This window comes from Idiomarina sp. D18, assembly GCF_057748155.1.
This window is the reverse complement of the sequence record NZ_CM173240.1, coordinates 1298119-1322661: the sequence shown is the minus strand read 5'-3', so window position 1 is coordinate 1322661 and position 24543 is coordinate 1298119. Positions and strand designations below refer to the sequence as shown.

Here is a 24543-nt window from a genome sequence, read left to right as displayed (position 1 = left end):
ATGAAGTCAATTAATACCTCGCATTGGATTTTATCGTCTATCGCGGCTGCTTTACTCGCGGCTTGCTCACCCGCTCAATCCGGTGCCAGCGCAACAGCTGCACCACAAGATTCAGAACCGAAACAAGAAGCGCGTGAGCCTGAGATGGCTACGGGGTTTGCGGATAAAAAAGCGGTCGTAACGGATCAGTTTATGGTCACCGCTGCTAACCCTCATGCAGTCGAGGCAGGTTATAAGGTGTTAAAAGAAGGTGGTAGCGCTGTTGATGCCGCTATCGCAGTACAAGCCATGTTAGGTTTAACCGAGCCACAATCCTCTGGGATCGGTGGCGGCGCGTTTATTCTTTACTGGGATAACGAGCAACAAAAACTGTATACCATTGATGCTCGCGAAACGGCTCCTAAAGAGGCGACGGAAGCTTTGTTTCTTGACCAAGACGGTAACGCACCACCTTGGATTGAGGCAGTGGTCGGCGGGCGTTCAGTGGGCACCCCAGGTGTACTGCGTGGTTTAGAGTTGGCGCATGATAAATGGGGAAAGTTGGATTGGCAGCCGCTGTTTAAAGACGCCATCGATTTGGCGGAAACAGGCTTCGAAGTCTCCCCCCGACTTGCCAAACTCGTTAAGAGTGAGATTAATCCTGGTGTTAAGAAACTGCCAATCATTGCCAACTATTTATTTCCCAATGGAGAGCCTGTTAAAGCGGGTTCCACATTGGTCAACAAGGATTATGCTGAAAGCCTGAGCTTGATAGCCGAACAAGGAGCCGATGCTTTTTACCAAGGTCCCTTGGCTGAAAAAATTGTTGATGCCGTACGGCATAGTGCTATTGCGCCAGGCGTCTTGAGCACCAAGGACTTAGCCGAGTATCAGGCTGTCATTCGAGAACCTGTGTGTGATGCTTATCGCCAGTATCAGGTCTGTGGTATGGGTCCGCCTAGCTCTGGCGGTCTAACGACGCTACAGACATTGGGTATTTTGCAAAACTATGATGTTTCATCGTGGCAGGTGAATGGCGAAGAATTTGCTCATTATTTTACGCAGGCGTCGCGCTTAGCATTTGCTGATCGTAACCAATGGATCGCCGATCCAGATTTCATTTCGGTGCCAGTGGAAGGGATGCTCAATGATGAATATTTAAGCAAACGCGCGAAACAGATCGGGCGTGAAGATATGGTTAAGGCGAAACCGGGCTTATATCTCAAACCTGAGTACCAACAAGATATTGCTTACGAACGACCTAACACGAGCCACATGTCAATCGTCGATAGCGAAGGCAATGTGATTTCCATGACCACGAGTATCGAAATGGCGTTCGGCTCAACGGTGATGGTTGAAGGCTTTATTTTAAATAATCAGTTGACTGACTTTTCACTGACGCCGATGGATGAAGCTGGACGTAAAATTGCGAATCGTGTGCAGCCTGGTAAACGACCGCGCAGTTCAATGTCACCAACGATTGTGTTAAATCAATCGGGCGACCAGGTCGTTCATGCGTTGGGATCTCCGGGGGGTAGTCGAATTATTAATTATGTTACGCAAACCTTGGTTGGCTTGATTGACTGGAATCTTAACATGCAACAGGCCATTGACTTGGGTCATGTGACTAACCGGAATGACTACACAGCCTTGGAAAAAGGGCGCGATATTGCAACCTTGAAAGCGGTATTAGAAAAACGAGGCCATGAAATAAAAGTTATCGACTTGAATAGCGGTATTCACGGCATTACCCGCTTGCCCAACGGCCAACTGCGAGGCGGGGCAGATCCTCGTCGCGAAGGGATCGTAATGGGTCAATAATTCGTGAGTTATCTATTAAAAATATCGTCTAATGTTGCTGCTATCGTGATATTGCTTGGGTTGGTAGGTTGCGAGCCTGCCAACCAAGAGACCTATACCGATAGAATGGGGCACAAAACGAGTCAAGAAAATCAGAGTAAAATGCACGCGGCATTGAGTTTCTATTATGCGATTTATCGCGAAGGGGATATTAACAAAGCCAAGAGTTTTACAACTGATAGGCTGGCTAAGTTGTTAACCCATTATGGCTCCGCGAGCGCGATACAGCGCTATGTCCTCAATCGTTATTTTGATAGCGTAGAGATAGAGATTGACCCAACATCGTTTACGCAATATTTGAACCGCGAAAATGAACAACGAGTGACATTAGTTTTCCAAGGAACTTATAACGGAGAGCAGGTTAAAGATCGGCGTGACATTGTCCTTGTCAGAGAAAAAGAGGGTTGGTTAGTGGATCAAATACTTGACCCACGTTACCGACCATAATCTAGACTTGCTTGGGTGTGTCTGTGTACGGCGGCCATCCAAGTGGTTTACCTGCAAGTAGGTGCAAGTGGATATGATAAACTGATTGGCCGCCATGTTCGTTGCAGTTCATCACACAGCGGTAGCCGTCTTTTGCAAAGCCAAATTGAACCGCAAGCTTACTCGCGACCAAGTATAGATGCCCTACAAGTCCCGCATCTTCCTCTTCAATATCATTGATGGTGGCAATGGCTTTCTTTGGAATAATTAATAAGTGTACGGGGGCTTGCGGGTTGATATCTTTGAAAGCGAGCGCGTGATCATCTTCATAAACAATATCCGCAGGAATCTCGCGATTGATAATTTTGGTGAAAATCGTTTCTTCTACCATAACCTTATATCCCTTATAAGTTTGTTACCCTCATGGTACATTTAGGTCGTTGGTAGGGCAATGGATCAACTGTGTTTTTGTAAGCCGGCCAATGCGGGCGCACTAATTTGACGCAATAACGACTGGTTTACGGTTTTGCGATCAGCTAATGGGATTAAACAACTTTCAGCAACATACGTTTGAATCGATGAGTTTTTAACTAAAATAAGATACCACGGCTGTTGCTTCTCGGCGCCGGATAGAACCCGCTGTTGGTACCATTCATCGCTCAAACTAAATACTGCGTCAACATCGACAATAACACCCTCATAGCCGTATAGGCAGTGCTTTATGGGTTGCCCTAAATTAAAGGACGCTCGAACAACCGAGCTTTGCTTGTTACAGGCCACTTTTTCTCACCCTACTCGTGTAATTATATTTTATTATCGGCAAGTCTGTGCTATTCCTGAATGTAAATAATAAAACATGATCGAGGTGCGCTCATGCATGATGACGATAAACGAAGCGACCGACGAGTACCGGTCAGAACATCGGCGACAATCGAGTTGGATGGGCGGCGAGTATCAGGCGCCTGTAGTGACTTGAGTGCACACGGTGTTCTGTTAATTTTACCTGAGCGACTAAATGTGGGAACACATTTTGATGTAGTGGTAAAAGCCGCAGGCGGCGGAATTGCAGATTTACGAGCCACCGGCATGGTCGTTCGCGTTGACGATGCCGGTGACGAAGGTTACGAACATGGATGTAAGCTCATCGATGTGTCATAACCTGACGATCTACATGACGCGCATGCCGGGTTTAGCGCCTTCGTGTGGATTTAAGATATAAATTTCATCTTTACCAGGACCGGCGGCCAGTACCATCCCCTCTGATAAACCAAAACGCATTTTACGTGGAGCCAGGTTGGCAACCATAACAGTGTGTTGGCCAATCAATTTCTCAGGTGCGTACGCCGATTTTATTCCCGCAAACACTTGGCGTTGCTCACCGCCCAAGTCCAATGTCAATTTCAGCAGTTTGTCTGCGCCTTCAACGTGCTCAGCATTAACAATCAGTGCCACGCGCAAATCAACTTTTGCGAACTCATCAAAATTAATGGTTTCTGCAATAGGTTCTTTGGTGAGCTCGTCATTGGGCTCGGCGTGAACTGCTGGCGATTCGTTCGCCGCTTGTTGCTCTTTTGAGTCTTCTAACATCTGCTCAATATCCTTCATTTCTACGCGCTGCATTAACGCCTTAAATTTATCAATAGGATGGTTGGTTAACACTTGTTTGTGGCTATCCCACGAAAATTGGTCATTTAAGAAATGCTGAACCGACTTGGATAGTTCAGGTACTACCGGTGTTAAATAAACCATCAAGATGCGGAATAAATTGATACCAAGTGAACAAATATCATGCACTTCACTGGCCGCATCAGGATTTTTAATCAGCTGCCACGGTTCTTTATCGGCAATGTACTGATTTGCGCGATCAGCCAGCGTCATGATCTCACGCATTGCTTTAGAGAATTCACGCTGTTCATAGAGTTCAGCGATCTCAGTACCCGCATTTTGGAAATCTTCCAATAGAGCGGAGTCAGCGACCGACGCCGAAAGCTTCCCATCGAATTTTTTGGTAATAAAGCCGGCACAGCGACTGGCGATATTAATCACTTTGCCGACTAAGTCGGAGTTCACTCGCTGGGCGAAATCAGTCAAGTTAAGATCTAAGTCGTCAATGCGACTCGTCAATTTGGCTGCAAAGTAATAACGCAAGTATTCTGGGTTTAAATGGTCTAAGTAGGTTCTTGCTTTGATGAAGGTCCCCTTAGACTTGGACATTTTAGTGCCGTTGACGGTGATAAAGCCGTGCGCCCAAACGTTAGTCGGTTGACGGAACTGAGCACCTTTTAGCATCGCTGGCCAGAATAAGCTATGGAAGTAAATAATGTCCTTGCCAATAAAGTGATACACTTCTGCGGTGCTATCAGCTTGCCAGTAGTCGTCCCAGTTGGCGTTGCCGGTTGTATCACAGTAGTGCTTAAAACTACTCATATAGCCAATGGGCGCATCTAGCCAGACATAAAAGTATTTATCTTCGGTGCCTGGAATTTTGAAACCAAAGTAAGGCGCATCGCGCGATATATCCCAACGCTGCAGACCTTGTTCAAACCATTCGTTTAACTTATTCGCCATTTCACCCTGTAGTGAACCAGAACGCGTCCAGCTTTTCAGCATGTCGCCAAATGCAGGCAAGTCGAAAAAGTAATGTTCTGATTGGCGTAACTCGGGTGTCGCACCGGACACCACAGAACGCGGATTCTTGAGGTCTGTTGGGGCATATGTCGCACCGCAAACGTCACAATTATCGCCATACTGATCTTCAGCACCGCATTCTGGACAGTCACCCTTTACGAAGCGATCGGGTAAGAACATTTTCTTCTCAGGGTCGTACAGCTGCTCAATTACTTCAGTCTTGATATGACCGGCGTCATCAAGACGTTGGTAAATGGTTTCTGCTAACGCTTTGTTCTCTTCACTGTGGGTTGTGTAATAGTCGTCAAAGCCGATATTAAAACCCGCAAAATCTGCTTCATGCGAACGTTGCATATCGCCTATCATCTGCTCTGGCGTGATACCTAGCTGTTGCGCTTTGAGCATAATCGGCGTGCCGTGTGCGTCATCAGCGCACATATAGTGGCATTCATGACCCCGGAGTTTTTGAAAACGAACCCAAATGTCCGCTTGGATATAGCCTAAAAGATGACCAATATGAATTGGACCGTTCGCGTAGGGCAACGCGTTTGTCACCAAAATTTTACGATCAGTGTGGCTCATGCGAGAATTAGCTTCCATCAGTGTTATGATTAGATAATGCTAAATATTATCATAGGATACGCATGATACACAGAGCCAAGAGGTGGCTGATGAAGTCGTTTTCAGCAAAAAATGAACAACTGGCAGCCTTACTGTCTGATTTAGCCCATCCTGCCTGCGAACACGGTATTCCAACCGATTGGTTATGCATCGATAATGACGCGCAGGCAGTCGAGTTAACGTTTCCTTTCGCGATTGAAAAGTCATCGTTATTGAACGCTATCAATGATGACGCTGAATTAAGAACGTGGACATGGACCCTTAAATTCCAGGTGCAACGGCTCGCCAACAGCAAACCTGACCAACCCATGAAAACCGGCAATGTTATTGTGGTATCGTCTGGCAAAGGTGGTGTTGGGAAGTCATCCGTGAGCGCATCCTTAGGCATTGCGCTCAGTCGGATGGGTGCGCGTGTTGGGCTGCTCGATGCTGATATTTATGGACCCTCAATACCCACGATGTTGGGTCAGCCGGATCATAAGCTAGAAGTAAAAAACGATAAGTTTCAGCCTATTCAGTATGAAGACCTAGTCGCCAATTCGATTGGCTATCTAGTCGATGATAACGACGCCACTATTTGGCGTGGACCGATGGCCAGTCGGGCGTTACAACAGTTGTTTAACGACACTGATTGGGGCTTATTGGACTATTTGATCGTTGATATGCCACCCGGTACAGGCGATATTCAACTGACGATGGCGCAACAATTACCCGTTACAGGAGCGGTGGTTGTTACAACGCCACAGAATGTCGCACTTAAAGATGCCGAAAAAGGTGTCGGCATGTTTGAGCGGCTTGAGATACCCTTGATTGGTGTCCTAGAAAACATGAGTTACTTTGAGTGCGGTCATTGTGGCACGCAATCGCATTTGTTTGGACAAGGCGGCGGATTAAAGCTGGCTCATCGCCATGCTGTCGCCGAACTAGGCCAATGGCCATTGACGCCGGAATTTGGTGCGCAACTGGACGCATTACAAAAGCAACATCAATTAGAATTGACAGAAGTTCAGCGGCATACCGCTCAACGAGTAGTAGCAGAGCTTTATTATCTGAAGTCGCATTCGGCGAAAAATTAAGGAAAAAGGGGATGTTATGCGCTTAACGGATCGTGAAATAGAAAATGCCTTAGCCGAGGGTCGAATCGGTATCGAGCCTGCTCCAAGCAAGCAGAACATCTCGGGGGTCACGCTCGATATTCACCTCGGTAGTGAATTTCGTGTGTTGCAGGATCATGCTGCAGCATATATTGATATCAGTGGCTCGCGTGCAGATATTGAGGCGGCTATTCATGAAGTCATGAGTGATGAGATTAAACTAAAGCCCGATCAAGCGTTTTTTATCCATCCTGGTGAGTTTGCTTTGGCGGTTACCTACGAATCGATTCATTTGCCGGATGACATGGTAGGTTGGCTTGATGGACGCTCTTCGCTCGCGCGTTTGGGCTTGATGGTACATGTCACCGCGCATCGCATTGATCCCGGTTGGAAGGGGCAGATTGTATTGGAGTTCTATAATGGTGGGAAGTTGCCGTTAGCGCTGCGTCCGGGAATGAAGATTGGTGCGATCAGCTTTGAACAATTGAGCGGCCCTTGCGAACGCCCTTATAACAAGCGCGCAGATGCTAAATATAAAGATCAACAAGGGGCTGTCGCCTCGAGGATTTCAGCTGATGGCGGCTAAGCCGCCGTTCTGAGATGACCGAGTAATTGTTCAAGTTGAGCTAATAAAACGCCAGTATCGTGCCGATAGTAGACGTCTTTATCCGATGTTAACTCACCGAGTTGCGGAATCGTGAGTGAAGCATCATGGAAGTTAGTTAACACGGCATCGACTACTGGCGCACCCACATGATGTTCCAAAAATCGTAATTTTTCACTCACGCACAACGACCCTGCAGGACCTTTCTCATGTGCGAGGTTATCAATAAATACGACGTAAGCCTGTGTGTTGGCGAGTGCGTGAGCAATTTGCGGCACCAATAGCGGTGGTAATACCGAGGTTAGAAAGCTCCCCGGTCCCAGAATCACCAACTCACTTTTGCTTATATGACGAACGACCTCAGGTGTTGCTACCGCATTATTCGTCAGTTTCAAAGAACGTGGTAATTGCGGCAAGCTATCGATTAGAATTTCACCGTGGCATTCCATGTTATCGTGCGTCAGTGCCATAAGATCCGTTGGGCATTCCGACATGGGAAGTAACCGGGTGTCAACGTTTAACAATCGGCTAAGCAAGCGAATTCCATCGGAGGGCCGGGCACTGACTTGATCGAGTGTGTGTAGAAGCAAATTACCAAAGTTATGACCTGCGAGCGGGTCTTCGCCAGTAAAGCGGTAATTAAGTACCTGAGCGGCTAAGGGTTGTTCAACTAATTGCGACAAGCAATTACGAATATCGCCCCACGCGATACAATCATGAGATTGGCGCAAAAGACCGGTCGCACCGCCGTTGTCTGTTGTGGTCACTACCCCGACTAGGCGATGTTTTAAAAACCTTAATGACGAAAGTACACGGCCCAAACCATGGCCGCCGCCAATGGCAGTAACGCGTTTCAGCGTTGAAAGTTGCATTGAATTAACCCAGCAGTGGTATGATGCATGATAAAAGAATATGTAAAACGATAGCGCATTTAATCTCAAATGCGCAAGTCTGATAGCATTCGCAGGGAGTTTTATGAGTTTAGTGCTAAGCCAACAGTACGCCGAAACATTCCCCAACTTGGTCAGTCAGCATCGAGTGGAGCCCCTTGATAGCGCGCGAATTAGGCTGTTCAATCAATCACTTGCGACTGAGCTCGGCTTAGCTGATAGAACGGTCAACGCGCTTCGTGAGTGGTGTTTAGGTAATGTAGCGCAAGTGGGTCATGCGCAGAAATATGTTGGGCACCAATTCGGTGTGTTTAATCCAGATTTGGGTGACGGGCGTGGTGTATTGCTCGGCGAACTGTCAAATAAAGCCGGTGAGTTAAGCGATTTGCATCTTAAAGGCGCGGGACCGACGGCTTACAGCCGAGGCGGTGATGGTCGTGCAGTTTTACGATCTAGTCTGCGCGAGTATTTTGCTAGCGAAACATTGCACCATTGGAACATTGCGACGACCCGTGCACTTGCCTTAGTCAGTTCGCACCAGGGGATACAACGCGAACGCATAGAACCCGGGGCAATGTTAGCACGCGTTGCTAAAACTCATGTGAGATTTGGCCATTTCGAATACTGCTATAGCGAGCGTTTGGTCTCTGAGCAAAAGCAACTTTGGCAACATGTCATGCAGCGCTGTTGGCCAGCACTTGTTGACGCTGAGCCGGTTGAGCAGTTTCGTGCAGTGGTTAAAGCGACCGCTGAGATGATTGCGGACTGGCAGGCGTTCGGCTTTATTCATGGCGTGATGAATACGGATAATATGAGTATCTGTGGCGAGACCTTTGATTTTGGACCGTATACGGTATTCGATACCTTTATTCCTCAACAAATCTTTAATCACACCGACCAACGCGGTCGTTATGGCTTTCTGCGCCAACCGAGCGTTGGTCTATGGAATTTACAACGATTGAGCCAAGCACTTTCGCTGATATTTCCTGTTGATGCGTTGGCGCCTGTTTTAAATGACTACGAGGATTTCTTGCAACAGCACTATCTTAAGCGAATGAGAAAGCGCTTAGGTCTTGCGCCTGGCGACGATGCTGATGCCTTTAAACTGGTCGGGGAATGGATGGGTCTCATGCAACGCTTTGAGTGGGACTTCCAAGGCAGCTTTATCATGTTGCAAAAGATCTTAAGGGGCGAGCAAGCTATGCCGAATGATACACTTTTCAAAGCGTGGTATGACAATTACATGGGCTATAACGAACGACAACCCGAGTTGAGGACTATGGCTCAGTCTAATCCTCATGTTTCGTTACGTAATCATCATCTTGCTGAGGTCATTACACAGGCAGAGCAGGGCAATTGGGCGCCCGCGGTAAGCTATTTGGCGGCACTTACCGGAGAGCCGTTAAGCGCTGAAGAACTCAGTCATTGGCAGCAACCACCGATGCAAGGCGAACAGGTCAATTCACTGTCGTGTTCGAGCTAGCAGCATTGCGCTTTGTAGCGGGATAGGACACAATCAAGGGGTTACATCTAAGGACGATGAATCATGATTAAAGTAGCATTGATAGGCTGGTTAAGTGCGCTGAGCGTAAGTGCTGTAGCGCAACAGTGGTCGGTACCCGAACCACAAAATTTTGAACAAGGGCACGTGTGTCTCGAAGGCGTTGAACAGCCCATTACGGTAGAATTTGCGGACTCAATGGCTCAGCAGGCACGCGGCTTAATGCAGCGTACGGAACTGGGTGAGTACTCTGGGATGTTGTTTCGCTATCCGAATCAACGCCCGGGCGGATCGGGTTTTTGGATGTACCAAACCCTTATTCCACTTGATATTGCCTATTTAGCAAAGGATGGCAGTATCGTAAAAACGTTTACGATGATGCCGTGTGGTAGTGATGACCCACGTCAGTGTCGCAGTTATGCACCCGGAGAGCCTTATTACAACGTGCTTGAGCTGAACGCCGGTTTCTTAGCTAAACATGATATCCGAATGGGCGATCGTGTGCATATCAATCCACCGCTCAACGAAAATGAGCAGTGTCAAAATAACTAAAAAGGGGAGAAGCGATGAAACCACTGATCATAAGCGCGGTGGCATTAGCCGTGCTCACAGCGTGTGGTCCGCAGCAGTCGCAAGATACGTCAGCAGCGGAACAAACCAAGGTTGATAAGCAACCCGCTGATTTGAAAGGGTCAGCATTTAATCCTAATTTTCGGGATTACCTAAAAACGATTTCGTCAGACGAATTTGAAGGACGCGAACCTGCATCTGCGGGGGAAGAAAAGGTCGTATCATTTATTGAAAACCACTTCCGTGAGTGGGGCTTAAAGCCAATTGACAAGGAAAACGATAGTTATCGTCAACCGTTTCCACTGGTCAAGATCATGCCGTACAAAGTCAGTGATATGACCTTTAGCGGTGACAACGCGCCTGAAGCCATGAAGTATCGTACTGAGATGATGGCTTGGACTATGCAGGTCACAGATGAAGTAGATCTGAGTGACAGCGACATGGTGTTTGTCGGCTACGGTATCGTGGCACCCGAATATGACTGGAATGATTATGAGGGTCTCGACGTTGAAGGTAAGACCGTGGTGATGTTTGTCAACGATCCCGGCTACGCGACACAAGATCCTGAGCTCTTTAACGGTAATGCGATGACCTATTATGGTCGTTGGACCTATAAATATGAAGAAGCTGCACGTCAAGGCGCGGCGGGTGCTTTGATTATTCATGAAACGGGTCCAGCCGGTTACGGTTGGGGCGTTGTTGCAGGTGGTTCGCCCGTGCGTTTCGACTTAAAACGCGAGAACAACAATATGGATCGCGCTAAAATCGAAGGTTGGATTACCAAAGACAGTGCCGAAAAGCTGTTCGCAAAACAAGGTATGACGCTTGAAGATGCGCGGCAAAAAGCCTTAAGTGATGACTTCGAAGCGATGCCGTTAAACGCGCAAGCATCGGTATCGGTTAAAAATAAGTTTGAGTTCTTAGATACCAATAATGTTGTGGGTTATATCGAAGGAACCAAATATCCGGAAGAACACGTCATTTATATGGCGCACCATGATCACCTAGGTACGGATCCTGTGCGAGAAGATGATCCCATTTATAATGGTGCGCAGGACAATGCGTCTGGCACAGCGGGCTTACTCGCCATTGCTGAAAAATTCGCACAACAACCTGCGCCGGAGCGTTCTATCGTATTTGCAGCGGTTGGCGCCGAAGAGAGCGGCTTGTTAGGTTCAGCGTGGTACGCCGATCATCCATTGTTCCCCCTTGCAAAAGCGGTCGGTGGCATCAATATGGATGTTATGAACGTTTATGGTCCTATGAAAGACCTCGTGGTCATTGGGTACGGGAACTCAGAAATGGATGAATATGTACAACCGTTTCTTGAGGAGCAAGGTCGTTATTTAACCCCTAATCCGACACCGGAAGCAGGCTTCTTTTATCGCTCAGATCATTTCAATTTGGCGAAAAAAGGTGTACCGATGCTGTACGCCGAAGGTGGTAATGACCATATTACGAAAGGTAAAGAGTGGACTGAAGAGCAACGTGCTAAGTATGTCGCTGAGGCGTATCACAAGCCAGCCGACGAATATAATCCGGACTGGGATTTACGAGGAACGCAACAGGATTTATCAGCGTTCTATCAGTTAGGGCGTTCGTTGGCAAACTCACGCGACTGGCCGCAATGGGCTGAGGGTAATGAGTTTGAAGCGATACGTAAAGAAACCGAAGAGCAGCGTAAGTAATCTGTTTACAGGCGGAACGGATTGTTAACGGTGTTGTCCTAATTACTAGAGGATTGAGGAGTACCTATGAATCAGTACAAAAACCGAATCTATGTCCGCCAAGCTAACTCGGGCGGTAGTGTCGTGGGCCGAATACTCGGCATCATTATGCTACTTGCCATCGTCGGTTTCTCGATTGCTTTTGGCTTAATCGTTCTTGCTGTGGGCTTTGTCTTGTTGATACCGGTGATGTGGAAGCAACGCCATGCGATTAAGCAAATGTGGCAAATGCGAAAGCAAGCCAAACAGCAGTTTGAGCAACAACGGCAAGCACAGCAAGAAGCAGAGCGTCATTACTCTGAACGAAATAGTGAAGGCTCAGTTATTGACGGTGAATATAAAGATTTATCTGATAAAAACGATAAATCTTAATTCTTCGTGTATAAAAAAAGCCCAGCTACTGTAGCTGGGCTTTTTTGTGTCTTGGGAATTATTACTCTTCCTGCTGCTTAGGTGGGAACACCTTGCGAACAGTGTAGAAGAATAACGGCACGAAGAAGATGGCCAGTATCGTACCACCCAGCATACCTCCTATGACACTTGTACCGATGGCATTACGGCTTGCTGCACCCGCGCCCGAGCTGAGCGCCAACGGCATGACACCGAATATAAATGCGAGTGATGTCATAAGTATCGGACGCAGACGTAAGCGAACGGCTTCGAGTGTCGCTTCCAACAGGTCTTTACCTTGCTCTTGTAAGTCCTTGGCAAACTCAACAATCAAGATAGCGTTACGCGCCGACACACCAACGGTTGTCAACAAGCCAACTTGGAAGTAAACATCGTTTTGAATACCGCGCAGCATCGTTGCGATGACGGCACCCAAAATACCCAAAGGTACGACCAACATGACTGAGAATGGAATCGACCAACTCTCATATAGTGCGGCTAAGCACAGGAATACGACAAAGATCGAAATCGTATACAGAATAGGGGCAAAGTCACCCGACTGCTGTTCCTGCAACGACGTACCCGTCCATTCATAGCCAATGCCGTTAGGTAGTTTACTGATCAATTGCTCCATCGCCATCATAGCTTCGCCTGATGAATAGCCAGGCGCTGCTTGGCCTTGGATCTCCATCGCCGAGACCCCGTTGTAGCTCTCAATACGCTGAGGACCGTAGGTCCATTCCCAGCTAGCAAAAGAGCTGAACGGTACCATGTCGCCTTGGTTATTGCGGACATACCATTCACTTACGTCTTCCGGCAACATGCGCGCATCGGCTTCACCTTGCAGGTAAACGCGCTTAACGCGACCACGGTCAATAAAGTCATTGATATAAGAAGAACCCCAAGCCGCACTGAGCGTGTTGTTGATGTTCTCAATGGTGAGACCTAGCGCAGTGGCTTTCTCATAGTCCACATCAACTTTAAGTTGCGGCGCATCTTCCAAACCGTTAGGACGAACTTGTTGCAGCATCGGGTTCTGTGATGCCATACCGAGCAACTGGTTACGCGCATCAAGCAACGCTTGGTGGCCTAAGTTACCGCGGTCTTGCAAGTACAAGTTAAAGCCAGTGGCGGTACCTAACTCTGGAATAGGAGGGAGGTTGAAGGCAAAGATCATGGCTTCCTTAACACTGGCAAAGAAACCAAATGCACGACCAATCACATCTGTCACGTCTTGGCTTTCGTTTCGTTCACTCCAATCTTTCAAACGTACGAAAGCAATACCGTTGTTTTGACTACGACCGGAGAAGCTAAAACCAACCACTGAGAATACCGACTGGACGGCGTCTTCTTCGTTGAGGTAGTAGTTTTCGATACGATCCATCACGGCAACCGACTGCTCCATTGTAGAGCCGACTGGTAATTGCATTTGAGTGAGGAATACGCCGCGATCTTCATCCGGTAAGAAAGCCGATGGTAAGCGAGTAAATAAGAACGCTAATACGGCGACTAAGCCAAGATAAAGAACACCAACACGGATACTGCGGCGCAGAATGCCATGCACACTGTCGCGATATTTGATGGTGGCTTTTTGCAATGTGCGGTTAAACCAGCCTAGTGGTCCCCAGCCGCCATTCTCTTTCTTTTTCACTGGCTTGAGCAAGGTAGCACATAGCGCAGGAGAGAAGATAATTGCGACCATTACCGAGAGACTCATCGACGTGATGATGGTCAATGAGAATTGACGATAAACCGCCCCTGTTGCACCCGGGAAAAATGCCATCGGTGCAAATACAGCGGCCATGACCACACCAATTGCCACTAACGCGCCGGTGATTTGTCCCATCGACTTAATGGTGGCTTGTTTGGGTGACAAACCCTCTTCAGACATGAGTCGTTCAACGTTTTCCACCACAACGATGGCATCGTCTACCAGCAAGCCAATCGATAACACCATACCAAACATAGTCAGGGTATTGATTGAGAAGCCAGCAAGCGCCATGACGCCCATGGTACCCAAAATAACCACCGGAATCGCAAGGGTAGGGATGAGGGTTGCTCGTAAGTTCTGTAAGAAGACAAACATCAATACAAATACGAGAATGATGGCTTCAATCAGTACCCGAGCCACTTCGCTTATCGAGATCTTAATAAATGGTGTGGTGTCATACGCCGTCACCATTTTCATCCCATCAGGGAAGTAGGGTTCTAGCTCAGCAACGGTTTGCTTAACGGCTTCAGCTGTTGCCAACGCATTGGCGCCGGTTTGTAACTGAATCGCCAAGCCAGTGGCAGGCTTACCATTATAGTTTGCTTGAATGGCATAGTTTTCTGCACCGAGTTCGACACGCGCGACATCTTTCAAACGGACCTGCGAACCATCGGGAAGCACTTTAAGAAGAATATTCTCGAATTGATCCGGTTCTGACATTCGCGTCTGAGCAATGATCGTTGCGTTTAAGCGTTGTCCCTCAACTGCGGGGGCTCCACCTAATTGACCAGCGGCTACCTGAGCGTTCTGAGCGCGAATGGCGGACTGCAGCTCAGCAATAGTCATATTGTAATTGACTAACGCATCGGGTTTCACCCAAATACGCATCGCATAAGGCGCACCAAAGATTTGCACGTTACCCACACCCTCGGTCCGAGACACGGCATCTTGGACATTGGAGGCGAGGTAATCGCTCAAGTCTGTTTGTTCATAACGGTCATCTTCAGCCACCATGGCTAAAACCATCAAGAAAGAACTGCTGGATTTACTAACAGTAATACCTTGCTGCTGCACTTCTTGCGGTAACTGAGGCGTCGCTTGAGATAGCTTATTCTGCACTTGAACCTGTGCAATATCCGGGTCAGTACCCGAGGCAAAGGTTAAGCTTACTGTAGCACTACCGGCGTTACTCTGTGACGAGAAATACAGCAGGTTATCAACGCCTGTCATATTTTGCTCAATCACCTTAGTTACCGTATTGGACACGGTCTCGGCGTTAGCGCCTGGATAGTTAACTTGGATTTCTACCGCAGGTGGTGCAATGGTTGGGTACTGCGCAATAGGGAGCTGAATCAAAGAGATCGTCCCCGCGAGCATCACCAATATTGCAATCACCCACGCAAATATGGGTCGATTTATAAAAAACTTGGCCATTCTGTCGTTCCCTTATTTGGAAGCTGGCTGTTGACCTTGTGACACAGTCACTTGTGCACCGGGTCTAATTTTCTGAAGGCCGGCGGTGACAATACGGTCACCGGCGTTGAGCCCGTCGCTAATTAACCACTCGTTGTCGATAGCACGTGCGGTGGTCACCATACGTTGCTCGACTTTATTTTCATCATTAATCAGCATGACATAAGGACGGCCGCGGACGTCGCGTGTAACCGCCTCTTGTGGGACCAAAATAGCGTTATTCAAGGTACCTTCGCTGACCTTCGCACGTACGAACATGCCTGGGTATAAGTTATTCTCCGGGTTAGGGAATTCAGCGCGGAGCAAAATCGCGCCTGTGTCTTGGTCAACGCTAACCTCAGAGAACAGCAGTTCACCCTGAGTTTGGTAGTCTAAACCGTTCAAACTCAGTGACACGGGGGCATTACCATTTTTATTTGCCTCAATACGGCCCGATTCAATTTCTGCCTTGAGCTCGAGGAACTCGCGGCTTGACTGATTGATGTCGACGTATATCGGATCAAGCTGATTGATGGTCACCAGGGGCGTGCTTTGCGAAGCTGTCACCAAAGCGCCTTCGGTAACATTAGAACGTCCAACAATCCCGGTTATAGGCGCTTTAACCTTGGTGTATTCCAAGTTGATTTTGGCGCGTTTAAGCTGAGCTTCTGCTAACGCAAGAGCGGCTTTGTTTTGTAAATACGTCGCTTCAGCCGAATCAAATTCATCTTGACTCACAGCCTTATCTGCAAGCAGTTCTTTTAAACGCTTCTGACGTAATTCTGACACTTTAAGTGCGGCTTTAGCGCTTTCAAAATCGGCTTGAGCACTGGCGACCTCAGCCTGATAAATGGCTGGGTCGATTTGGTATAACTGCTGACCTTTTTCGACTTTTGTGCCTTCCACAAACTTACGTTCAAGCAGCACGCCACTCACCTGCGGACGCACTTCCGCCACGCGATAGGCAGAGGTACGGCCGGGCAATTCGTTTTGAATTTCGACAGACTGCGTTTTGATGGTTAACGCTTCAACTGGCACCGCTTGTTGTTGTCCACCTTGAGCAGCGGCTTGCTGCTCATCACTACACCCGTAAAGGGTAGCGGAGGTGAGGGCAACAGCGAGCACCGCTGCAATAGGAGTATTCCGCTTTTTCATGAACGACCTCTAGTCATAACTATTATCATTTAACGTTTTTATTATACATACATGCTTGTATGTTTGTAAATTTAATATGCGACGGGTAGCACGATCTTGCCGATAGCTTTTCCCGATTCAAGCAGTTGATGTGCTTGTTTCAATGTGCTTGCCGACATTGCGTTTAAGCGTGTGCCCTCGGTTGAGCGGATTTGACCGTTGTTTATAAGCTCTGATACTTGATTCAAAATATCTCGTTGAGCGCTGATATCAGCGGTTTCAAAAAGTGAACGTGTGTACATAAACTCCCAGTGTAAGCTGATACTCTTTTGCTTGAGTAAGCGGATATCTAAAGCATCCTCTGGATCATCAATGATGCCGATACGGCCTTGCGGGGCTATTACTTCGGTTGCCGTTTCAAAGTAGTCGCCGCTGTGGGTCAGCAGGGCAATATCCGTAGGTTGTGGTAAGCCTTCGAGCTGCTGTTTGATATCGCCATGATGATTAATCACATAATCGGCGCCGAGTTGTTTTACCCATGCTTGTGTTTCGTCTCGCGACGCAGTAGCAATCACGGTGACATCGGTCAATTGTTTGAGTAACTGGATCATGATCGAACCGACTCCGCCGGCGCCGCCAAATATAAGTACACAGCGCTGCTCATGTACTGATGGGTGATTTAATTGCAGACGGTCAAAACTGAGTTCCCACGCGGTCAGTGAGGTTAAAGGGAGCGCTGCTGCCGCGAGATCATCGAGTGATTGTGGAGCGTGACCGACAATACGGTAATCAACGCAGTGATATTCCGCATTACAGCCTGGCTTGCTAATGTCGCCAGCATAGTACACACGATCACCGATTTCGAAGCCACTTACGTGTTTCCCTTTATTTTCGACAATACCTACAGCATCCCACCCAAGAACTTTATAATCATCCGCTTGTCCGATACGCATGCGGATTTTGGTATCTACAGGATTAACAGCGACGGCGGTTACTTTTATTAAAAGTTCGTTGTCACCCACACTTGGCTTTGGGATTTCGATATCAACAAGCGCCTCTTGTTCGGTGATGGGGAGTGATTTTTTCACGCCAACGGCTTTCATCTGGTTTCTCCTTTTCGAGTAAGTGTGGTACACAATATGACTATACTACGTGGATTTTTCATTTTTGATTATTAACGAGAGAACAATGAATCATAAGCTATTCGTTTTATTACTAACTTTAGTCCCTTTGTTGGCGACAGCCCAAACGTCAGACCCCAACCAAGATGCTAAAGAAGCACAAATTATCAAAACCATTGAGGACTTACGCGCACAGCGTGGTGTCGAGTTTAATTATCATCGTGAATCAAAAGTTGGTGATACGACACGAGTCGAAGAGTATCTAGGTGCCAACGAAGACGGCTATCGCTGGCAGCTCGTCAGTGAAAATCAACAAGCGCCGAGCAAAGAGCGACTTGAAGAATATCGTCAAATGCGTGTCACAGAAGCGAAGGCGCGTGCACAAGAAGAGGGGCCTAGCCAATCACTCGCCGACTTAATTATTATTGATTCGCTCGAATTTATTGGCGAATCGGTTGAAAATGGTCAGTCCGTTTGGCAATTCTCGTTTAAACCTAAGCTTGATGACTTTTCTGAATTTGCCGATGAAATCGAAGCGCGCATCACCTATTTACCCAAAACTGATTTACTGCAGCGCATTGCATTAAAAAATAAAAATGAATTTTCGCCTGCGACTTCCGTAACCGTCGAAGATTTCTCAATGGAAATTGAATTTCAGCGTTTTGCTGATGCCTATACCGTGCCAGTAAGCATGAAACAAAATGCTCAAGGGTCCTATTTGTTTTTTAAAGACTTCCATGACCAAACCTCGCGCACGTATTCAGATTACTCCTTGGTACCGAGTGCAGACGAAAGTAATGATGAAAACGAGCTGAGCGCGGCTAAACCTTGTGGATCTTCAGATAGTAAAGGCAGTCGTACCAGTTCGTGTTGAGCAAAGGTCTTATCAATTTCCTCAAGATAGGCAGCTTCTTGGACACGTCGTTTGGCAAGAAAAGCACCATCGGCGTCTTCAGGGAGCACGCGATTGACAAAAATACCACCGATAGGTAAGTGCTCAGCACGCAATGCTTTCATTGCTCGTTCAGTTTCTTGTATCGGCAAGCGTTCTGGCGTCATGACAAAGACGATTGCGGTATGCTCAGCATCTTGTAATACACGGCGAGTACGTTGAAATAAGCGTTGCCGATTCAGCAATTGTTCGCTTACTGCCTTGCTGCGTTCAGATAAACCATCACTGGCATGTTGGTCAGGGTTGGCCATTGGGTTATGGACATCTTTGCCGGACTTCGGCGATAGATGCTTAAGCACCCCCTCAAACTCCTCTGAACGGTTCTGCGAACGCAACATACCCTGTGTCCACGCTGCCATGGCCTCGGGTAAAGTCAGTAAACGTAAGGTGTGGCCTGTTGGCGCGGTATCAAAAATCAATAGATCAAAATCACGCTCAGACTCATCAATCAGTTTCGCAATACGCTCGAGGAGGGCAGCTTCCTGCGCCCCAGGGGATTGCTTCGATAAGCGCATCTGGCGTTCAACTTCAGGAAATAAATCAGGGTTCGTAAAACGCTTCATTTGCTGCGTGACACGGTCAATGTGCGCGTTGACTTCGCGATCAGGGTCGATTTCGAGTGCGGTGACACGCTCGCTAATTGGCGTGAACTTATCACCAATTTTTACATCAAAAGCGTCCGCGAGACTGTGTGCTGGATCAGTTGAAACAACAAGAACGTGTTTACCTTGCTGAGCGGCGAGCAGGGCAAGAGATGCCGAGACTGTGGTTTTTCCGACCCCACCTTTACCGCCGACCAATACTACTTTACGGTCGAGAATCGACTTCATAAAGACACCTTAAAGTCGTGGGCTAACAGCAGCGGAAATGATCCAGAGGTGAGTGTTCCATTCCCATGCGTTGATGCCAATCATGAAAACGCTCCAGCATTAATGGCTGGAGCTCTAAAGTGTAATAGGATGCGGGGTTAGGAACCCCCATCATTTCGGAGAAGACCAGCATCATGAACAAATCATCTTCGTCACGCTTGGCGCGAGCGATCGCTGACCGATAGGGGGCGTTGTAAAACTCGTTTACCAGTTCACCCGCACGGCTCAACCACTGTTGAATCGATTTAATGTTCATGTTGCGCATGGTCTTACTCCTTAAAGTCTCTCACTAAGACTTCTGCTCTTTCTTAAGGTTCGATAGTGCCGACGTGGCCTCTAGAGCGATCCATACAGCGGCAATCAGTACCACAATATCTAAACCGAACAAGAACCAGTTCTCTTCCATGTAGAAACCTTTTAACTGAATGAACAGCGCGAACACTGTCATAATCAGCAAGAAAATCAACGGCAGTAACGTCACGTACATTGGACGACCTAAGCGTACCAACATGACGGTGATAACCATCAAGGTCAAGCCTGCAAGTAATTGGTTAGTGGTACCAAACAGCGGCCAAATCGCTAAGCCACCTGAACCGTCTGATCCCGCACCAAAGGCGAGTGCAACACATGAAATGACCGCCAACAATGTCGCCGGCAACGCTTTCTGCATCCAAGAAATATTGTAGATGTTACCCCATTCTTGGAAGATATAACGCTGTAGACGCAAACCGGTATCCATCGTGGTACCCGCAAACAAAACCGCCATCACTGTAAGCAAAGTTTCAGCAATTTCATTATCAAGACCGACACCTTGGCTGATAATATTCGCGCCACCCTCTACGAAGGCTGCTACACCACCTTGCCCGAAGGAGCTGTAAACAGCTTCCCAGTCGGCTAATGTCGCAAAGCCAGCACATGCTGCGATAATGGTCGCTAGTGAGAGCGAGCCTTCACCAATTGCACCGAAGTAACCCACAAAACGCAGGTCAGTTTCTTTGTCCAGCTGCTTAGATGTCGTGCCTGAAGCGACCAAACCGTGGAAGCCGGAAATCGCACCACAAGCAATGGTAACAAACAACAGAGGCAACATTGACGGCGTATTTTCTGGCAAATTGGTATTGAATGCTGGAGCGGTCATGTCTGGGCCTAACAACAGCACCGCAGCATACAGCAGGATTAGACCGATAAATAGTTGCAGACCGTTGATATAATCACGCGGTTGTAACAGCATCCAAACGGGAAGCAACGACGCAATCGCAGCATAACCAAATAAAATAAGAACCCAACTTGCGTTGTCTGTCAGACCGCCCATTGTTTCTGGCAGAGATAATGGCGCGGAAGGACCCGCCCAAATCAGTAAATAGAGTGCAACAACGCCTAAAATTGAGACAGTACCCAGCCCCATCCATTTACGGAAAATAATCTGACCGATGATTAACGCAACGAAAATAGCGCCCCAAACAGGAATAACAGAGCTTGGAAATTTAACTAAGAGGCCAGAGATAGCCGTAGCAAATACCGCGTTGACCATGAGCAGCACAAGGAAGATAACGATCATGAACAGCGTCTGTGCGCGCTTACTGACCACGTCACCTGTTAAGTTACCCATTGATTTGGCTTTATTTCGGTTACTTGCCCAAATCGCACCTGCGTCGTGAACACCGGCAAAGAAGATGGTGCCAAAGATGACCCACAGGAATGCAGGCACCCAGCCCCAAATCACCGCGATAGCAGGACCAATAATCGGTGCTGCGCCGGCTACGGAAGTAAAGTGGTGACCCCAAAGTACATACTTATTAGTTGGGACAAAGTCCACACCGTCTTCAAATTCATGAGCGGGTGTTTTGAAATTTGGGTCTAGCTTGTAGATCTTCTCAGCGACGAATTTTGAATAAAATACGTAGCCCAAGAACATCGCAGCTAGACCCAATAGCATCACGAATATTGCATTCATGGATGAAGCCTCTTGTTGTGGTTGATTTTGAGATTCGCTACCCATTGTAGCGCAAATTCAACCCCAACAGGCATGCGACTAACGTCTAATAGACGTCATATCAGTTATCGACGTCGTTTTCCAAGCAGTCCCATGATAATAGAAATGGCGAAAAGAATAATGAAGATGTAAAAGATAATCTTCGCGATTTCAGCGGCCGCACCGGCAATTCCACCAAATCCAAACACCGCTGCCACGACGGCAATGACCAGAAAAATCAGAACCCAACGTAACATAATGTCTCCTTATTTTTTTAAAGGTTCACTATTACGTTAGTCGTAAATTGAACAGTTGGATCAATATTTTAGAAAAAAAGCCGTCATATTTTTCATATGACGGCTTATATATATTGTTTCAAAGCTTAACTCATTTAGTGAGCGGCGGCAGCCTCGTCGGCGGCTGCTTTATCCTTGATAGGATCCGCATAGGCTTCAATAGCCGGTGCTAAATAAATCGCGTTACTCAATAGCTTTGCCGTGCCCCAGAAAAACGCACGGAAATTAACGTTGTCGGCAAACCCAATGACACGCCCTTCACCTAAGCGGTGTGCGGCAATGTTAGTTTTACCGGCTAACACCGCTTGGTTGCGCTTGTCTGCATAACCACTGAGTAGCGGCTGGTCACTGTATTGAGCGACACTGACAAAGGGACTTTGTGGAGCCTCCATCGCATTCAACTCGTCCTTAAACACGGGCATGCTGCGATGCGGGAAGCCAAACATTAATGGGTTTTGCGGATCAATGTCCATTTGGAAAATAGCGCCTGCGATACGGCGTTGTGCATAGTAACTATCGCGGTCTTTATAAGTCAGGCCTGCGGTTGAAAACGCATCACTAAACGTTTTGTCTTCAACAAACTGAGTGTAGAGTAAGCCATGGCGACTCATCCATTCAGCGCCACCTTGTTGGCCAATTAATACACCGCCTCGACGCACCCAATCAGTTAACCGCGCTATTTCGGCATCAGAAAGCGTGTAATAGCTACCATCCACCAAAATGATGTGGCTGTAGCGGTTTAAGTCAACGCGACTGATACGGTCGGTATCGACCATCGATAGTGGAAGACCTACGTGGCGATCGAGGTAATACCATGCTTCACCCGCTTCATAAAGGTTCACACCATCGCCCGTGAGCATCATTACGCTGGGTTCTTTTACCGGCTGAATACTGCGACTACCTAAATCGATACCTTTGGGCGTGAGACCGGTTTTTACCGAGTAAACGGTAACATTTTGTTGCTCAGCGATATTTTTAACCGCCGCGACTACATTCGACCAGTCTTGATTTTGGTAAGCGCGCGTTACAACCACCGAACCAGCGGATAAGTTAGCCGTCTTACCATTTAGTGTCGGTAGGTGCAAAGGTTTAAAACTCTGACGTGCGTGGACACCTTGTTCTAACAATGCTTGCAGCATCGCAGGGGCCTTGTAATCATACCAATCAAACGCTAATGCGTACGCGTTGGCGTTGATAGATACGGCATCACGCTGTGGTGCATTCCACGCCGTATCATCAAGGCTGATACGGCCACGGTAAGTCGTGAACTGCGTGTTAAATGCCATTGGCAAAGTCCAGCCAGATACGTCATAAAACGTATTGTCTGGGAAATCTTTTCGCGTGCTGAAGATGGCTTGAATCAGACCGTACTGCGCTTGCTCGGCAGGGATGAAGTAACTCAAGCCTGCTTTAAACCGCTTGTTGTTAGTTTCAACATCACGTTCTACACGATAACCGTCGATACCATGTTGTTTAAGCAACTCAACGAGTCCGCTAAGACGGTTTACATCGCTTGCTCCAATTAAGTAGCCGTCAAAATTCGCATCGTCACCCGCTTCCATAGCGTCGTCATAAACACGTTCTTGGAAGTCAATAAAACGTTTTTTGTTCGCATGAGCGCCATAGAGCGTGCTCAGCGATGTGATGAACTGGTTACGAATGGTAAACGGGAAGCTGACTTCACCATTAACTGAATCTTGCAGGTGGCCGCGACTCGATGCTTGTTCGAATAACACACCGACGGCGCCCTGAATATCCGGGTAGGTAGAACCTTTTCCGTAGTAGAAGTCATCGAAGGATTCCTCGGTGTAGTAGAGGTTACCCAGGTTATCTAACGAGTTTGCATGGGCAGCCGCCAAAATCTCAGTAAGACGCACGTTTTCATCCGGTGTTAACGGATTCTTGCGCGAAGGGATACCGGGTTGAAAGAAAAATGTGCTGTTCGTACCCATTTCGTGAAAGTCAGTCAGAACGTTGGGTTTCCATTTCTGGAAGTTGGCGATACGAGCCCGTGACTCAGGGTGTTGTAGCAGTAGCCAGTCGCGATTGAGATCGAACCAATAGTGGTTTACACGACCACGGACAAACGGTTGGACGTGTTCACGAGACTGCGGATCGGCAACGAGGTTTTTGCTGCGGTGTTGGTTTGCCCACTGCGCAAAACGCGCCAGCCCATCGGGGTTAAGTGATGGATCCAGCAGTACCACAGTGTCTTGTAATGCCTTATCGAGTGCCGGATTTTGAGCCGCAGCCAGATAATAAGCAAACAGCAGAGCAGCGTTTGAACCACTGGACTCATCACCGTGAATGCTGTAGCCCATATAGAGCACTAAAGGCGTATTTTCGTCCGCATCACGATTAGGATCGGCGGCCGCTAAATGCTGTTCGCGCACCGCATCGATGTCTTTTTGATTGGCGGGCGATGTGATGGTTAACAGCAACAAGGGACGCTGTTCATGAGTACGTCCAGTTTCTTCAATAGTGATGCGATCAGATGACGCTGCCAACTGATACATATATTGTACGATTTGATCATGGCGCACATGCCATTCACCGACTTGATAGCCGAGGGCTTCTTCAGGAGTCGGAACCGCAGGATCATACTGCACATCTTGAGGAAGGTAGTAATCCAATTTAACTGGGTCGGCTTGCGCTACACTCACAGTAGAACTGAGTAATGCGACGCCCGCCAAGCAAGTCCTTAGCGCGTTTTTCAGCATTTGTTATACTCCTAGTTGTTTTAATA

The 24543-nt window shown here is 47.7% G+C and carries 22 protein-coding genes; 10 read left to right on the top strand and 12 right to left on the bottom strand.

Annotated features, from left to right (window positions below):
- Together ggt and AC3AP5_RS06355 are read left to right on the top strand one after the other, a co-directional pair.
- Positions 1-1800 carry a gamma-glutamyltransferase gene (gene ggt, locus AC3AP5_RS06360; protein WP_487327271.1) on the top strand — a complete coding sequence of 600 codons (1800 nt, stop codon included), beginning with the start codon at positions 1-3 and terminating at the stop codon, positions 1798-1800.
- Between the two features lie 3 nt (positions 1801-1803).
- Positions 1804-2286, top strand: coding sequence for a hypothetical protein (locus AC3AP5_RS06355; RefSeq protein WP_487327270.1), 483 nt, complete (start codon positions 1804-1806; stop codon positions 2284-2286).
- 1 nt (position 2287) lies between these two features.
- On the opposite strand, the gene AC3AP5_RS06350 is transcribed toward AC3AP5_RS06355, so the two are convergent.
- Both AC3AP5_RS06350 and hspQ read right to left on the bottom strand, forming a co-directional pair.
- A complete protein-coding gene (locus tag AC3AP5_RS06350; protein ID WP_006956003.1) occupies positions 2288-2656 on the bottom strand; it encodes a histidine triad nucleotide-binding protein in 369 nt (122 codons plus the stop codon).
- A 65-nt stretch (positions 2657-2721) separates the two neighbouring features.
- Complete coding sequence (gene hspQ, locus AC3AP5_RS06345) at positions 2722-3045, bottom strand: heat shock protein HspQ (RefSeq protein WP_487327269.1); 324 nt, start codon at positions 3043-3045, stop codon at positions 2722-2724.
- A gap of 93 nt (positions 3046-3138) precedes the next feature.
- Between hspQ and AC3AP5_RS06340 the strand changes: the two genes are divergently transcribed.
- The gene (locus AC3AP5_RS06340; RefSeq protein ID WP_286681823.1) at positions 3139-3423 is read left to right on the top strand and encodes a PilZ domain-containing protein; all 285 of its coding nucleotides are present in this window, start codon (positions 3139-3141) and stop codon (positions 3421-3423) included.
- Between the two features lie 9 nt (positions 3424-3432).
- On the opposite strand, the gene metG is transcribed toward AC3AP5_RS06340, so the two are convergent.
- Positions 3433-5475: a methionine--tRNA ligase gene (gene metG / locus AC3AP5_RS06335; RefSeq protein WP_487327268.1), complete on the bottom strand. Its 2043-nt coding sequence runs from the start codon at positions 5473-5475 to the stop codon at positions 3433-3435.
- A gap of 89 nt (positions 5476-5564) precedes the next feature.
- Here metG and AC3AP5_RS06330 point away from each other — a divergent pair, with 89 nt between their 5' ends.
- Together AC3AP5_RS06330 and dcd are read left to right on the top strand one after the other, a co-directional pair.
- Positions 5565-6590, top strand: coding sequence for an Mrp/NBP35 family ATP-binding protein (locus tag AC3AP5_RS06330; RefSeq protein ID WP_487327267.1), 1026 nt, complete (start codon positions 5565-5567; stop codon positions 6588-6590).
- A gap of 16 nt (positions 6591-6606) precedes the next feature.
- Positions 6607-7194 (top strand): dCTP deaminase, encoded by a 588-nt coding sequence (gene dcd / locus AC3AP5_RS06325; protein WP_006955996.1) that lies wholly within the window; start codon positions 6607-6609, stop codon positions 7192-7194.
- Here dcd and AC3AP5_RS06320 read toward each other — a convergent pair.
- Positions 7191-8084, bottom strand: coding sequence for a gluconeogenesis factor YvcK family protein (locus AC3AP5_RS06320; RefSeq protein ID WP_287830880.1), 894 nt, complete (start codon positions 8082-8084; stop codon positions 7191-7193). The genes dcd and AC3AP5_RS06320 overlap by 4 nt on opposite strands.
- Before the next feature lie 103 nt (positions 8085-8187).
- Between AC3AP5_RS06320 and AC3AP5_RS06315 the strand changes: the two genes are divergently transcribed.
- The 4 genes from AC3AP5_RS06315 (at position 8188) to AC3AP5_RS06300 (ending at position 12272) form a co-directional block, all read left to right on the top strand.
- Positions 8188-9585, top strand: a complete 1398-nt coding sequence (locus AC3AP5_RS06315) for a protein adenylyltransferase SelO family protein (RefSeq protein ID WP_487327266.1) — start codon at positions 8188-8190, stop codon at positions 9583-9585.
- A 63-nt stretch (positions 9586-9648) separates the two neighbouring features.
- Positions 9649-10155, top strand: coding sequence for a DUF192 domain-containing protein (locus tag AC3AP5_RS06310; RefSeq protein ID WP_272977512.1), 507 nt, complete (start codon positions 9649-9651; stop codon positions 10153-10155).
- 14 nt (positions 10156-10169) lie between these two features.
- Positions 10170-11861 (top strand): M28 family metallopeptidase, encoded by a 1692-nt coding sequence (locus AC3AP5_RS06305; protein ID WP_286681828.1) that lies wholly within the window; start codon positions 10170-10172, stop codon positions 11859-11861.
- 66 nt (positions 11862-11927) lie between these two features.
- Positions 11928-12272, top strand: a complete 345-nt coding sequence (locus tag AC3AP5_RS06300) for a DUF2371 domain-containing protein (RefSeq protein WP_006955991.1) — start codon at positions 11928-11930, stop codon at positions 12270-12272.
- Between the two features lie 61 nt (positions 12273-12333).
- Here the strand turns inward: AC3AP5_RS06300 and AC3AP5_RS06295 are convergent, their stop codons facing one another.
- The 3 genes from AC3AP5_RS06295 to AC3AP5_RS06285 form a co-directional block, all read right to left on the bottom strand.
- Positions 12334-15435 carry an efflux RND transporter permease subunit gene (locus tag AC3AP5_RS06295; protein WP_006955990.1) on the bottom strand — a complete coding sequence of 1034 codons (3102 nt, stop codon included), beginning with the start codon at positions 15433-15435 and terminating at the stop codon, positions 12334-12336.
- A gap of 12 nt (positions 15436-15447) precedes the next feature.
- Positions 15448-16608: an efflux RND transporter periplasmic adaptor subunit gene (locus tag AC3AP5_RS06290; protein WP_006955989.1), complete on the bottom strand. Its 1161-nt coding sequence runs from the start codon at positions 16606-16608 to the stop codon at positions 15448-15450.
- Between the two features lie 71 nt (positions 16609-16679).
- Positions 16680-17690, bottom strand: a complete 1011-nt coding sequence (locus tag AC3AP5_RS06285) for a zinc-binding alcohol dehydrogenase family protein (protein ID WP_006955988.1) — start codon at positions 17688-17690, stop codon at positions 16680-16682.
- A gap of 85 nt (positions 17691-17775) precedes the next feature.
- Here AC3AP5_RS06285 and AC3AP5_RS06280 point away from each other — a divergent pair, with 85 nt between their 5' ends.
- Complete coding sequence (locus AC3AP5_RS06280) at positions 17776-18582, top strand: hypothetical protein (protein WP_287831487.1); 807 nt, start codon at positions 17776-17778, stop codon at positions 18580-18582.
- Here AC3AP5_RS06280 and AC3AP5_RS06275 read toward each other — a convergent pair.
- The 5 genes from AC3AP5_RS06275 to AC3AP5_RS06255 all read right to left on the bottom strand — a co-directional run bounded on the left by AC3AP5_RS06275 (position 18474) and on the right by AC3AP5_RS06255 (position 24517).
- Positions 18474-19490: an ArsA family ATPase gene (locus tag AC3AP5_RS06275; protein WP_487327265.1), complete on the bottom strand. Its 1017-nt coding sequence runs from the start codon at positions 19488-19490 to the stop codon at positions 18474-18476. The two genes, AC3AP5_RS06280 and AC3AP5_RS06275, sit on opposite strands and share 109 nt — an antisense overlap.
- Before the next feature lie 22 nt (positions 19491-19512).
- Positions 19513-19785: a cory-CC-star protein gene (locus tag AC3AP5_RS06270; protein ID WP_040488029.1), complete on the bottom strand. Its 273-nt coding sequence runs from the start codon at positions 19783-19785 to the stop codon at positions 19513-19515.
- A 33-nt stretch (positions 19786-19818) separates the two neighbouring features.
- On the bottom strand, positions 19819-21483 hold the full coding sequence (locus AC3AP5_RS06265; RefSeq protein WP_487327264.1) for a carbon starvation CstA family protein: 1665 nt from the start codon (positions 21481-21483) through the stop codon (positions 19819-19821).
- Between the two features lie 104 nt (positions 21484-21587).
- Complete coding sequence (locus AC3AP5_RS06260) at positions 21588-21758, bottom strand: DUF1328 family protein (RefSeq protein WP_006955983.1); 171 nt, start codon at positions 21756-21758, stop codon at positions 21588-21590.
- Positions 21759-21892: 134 nt separating this feature from the next.
- Positions 21893-24517 carry a M14 family metallopeptidase gene (locus AC3AP5_RS06255; RefSeq protein WP_487327263.1) on the bottom strand — a complete coding sequence of 875 codons (2625 nt, stop codon included), beginning with the start codon at positions 24515-24517 and terminating at the stop codon, positions 21893-21895.
- Positions 24518-24543: the final 26 nt, after the last annotated feature.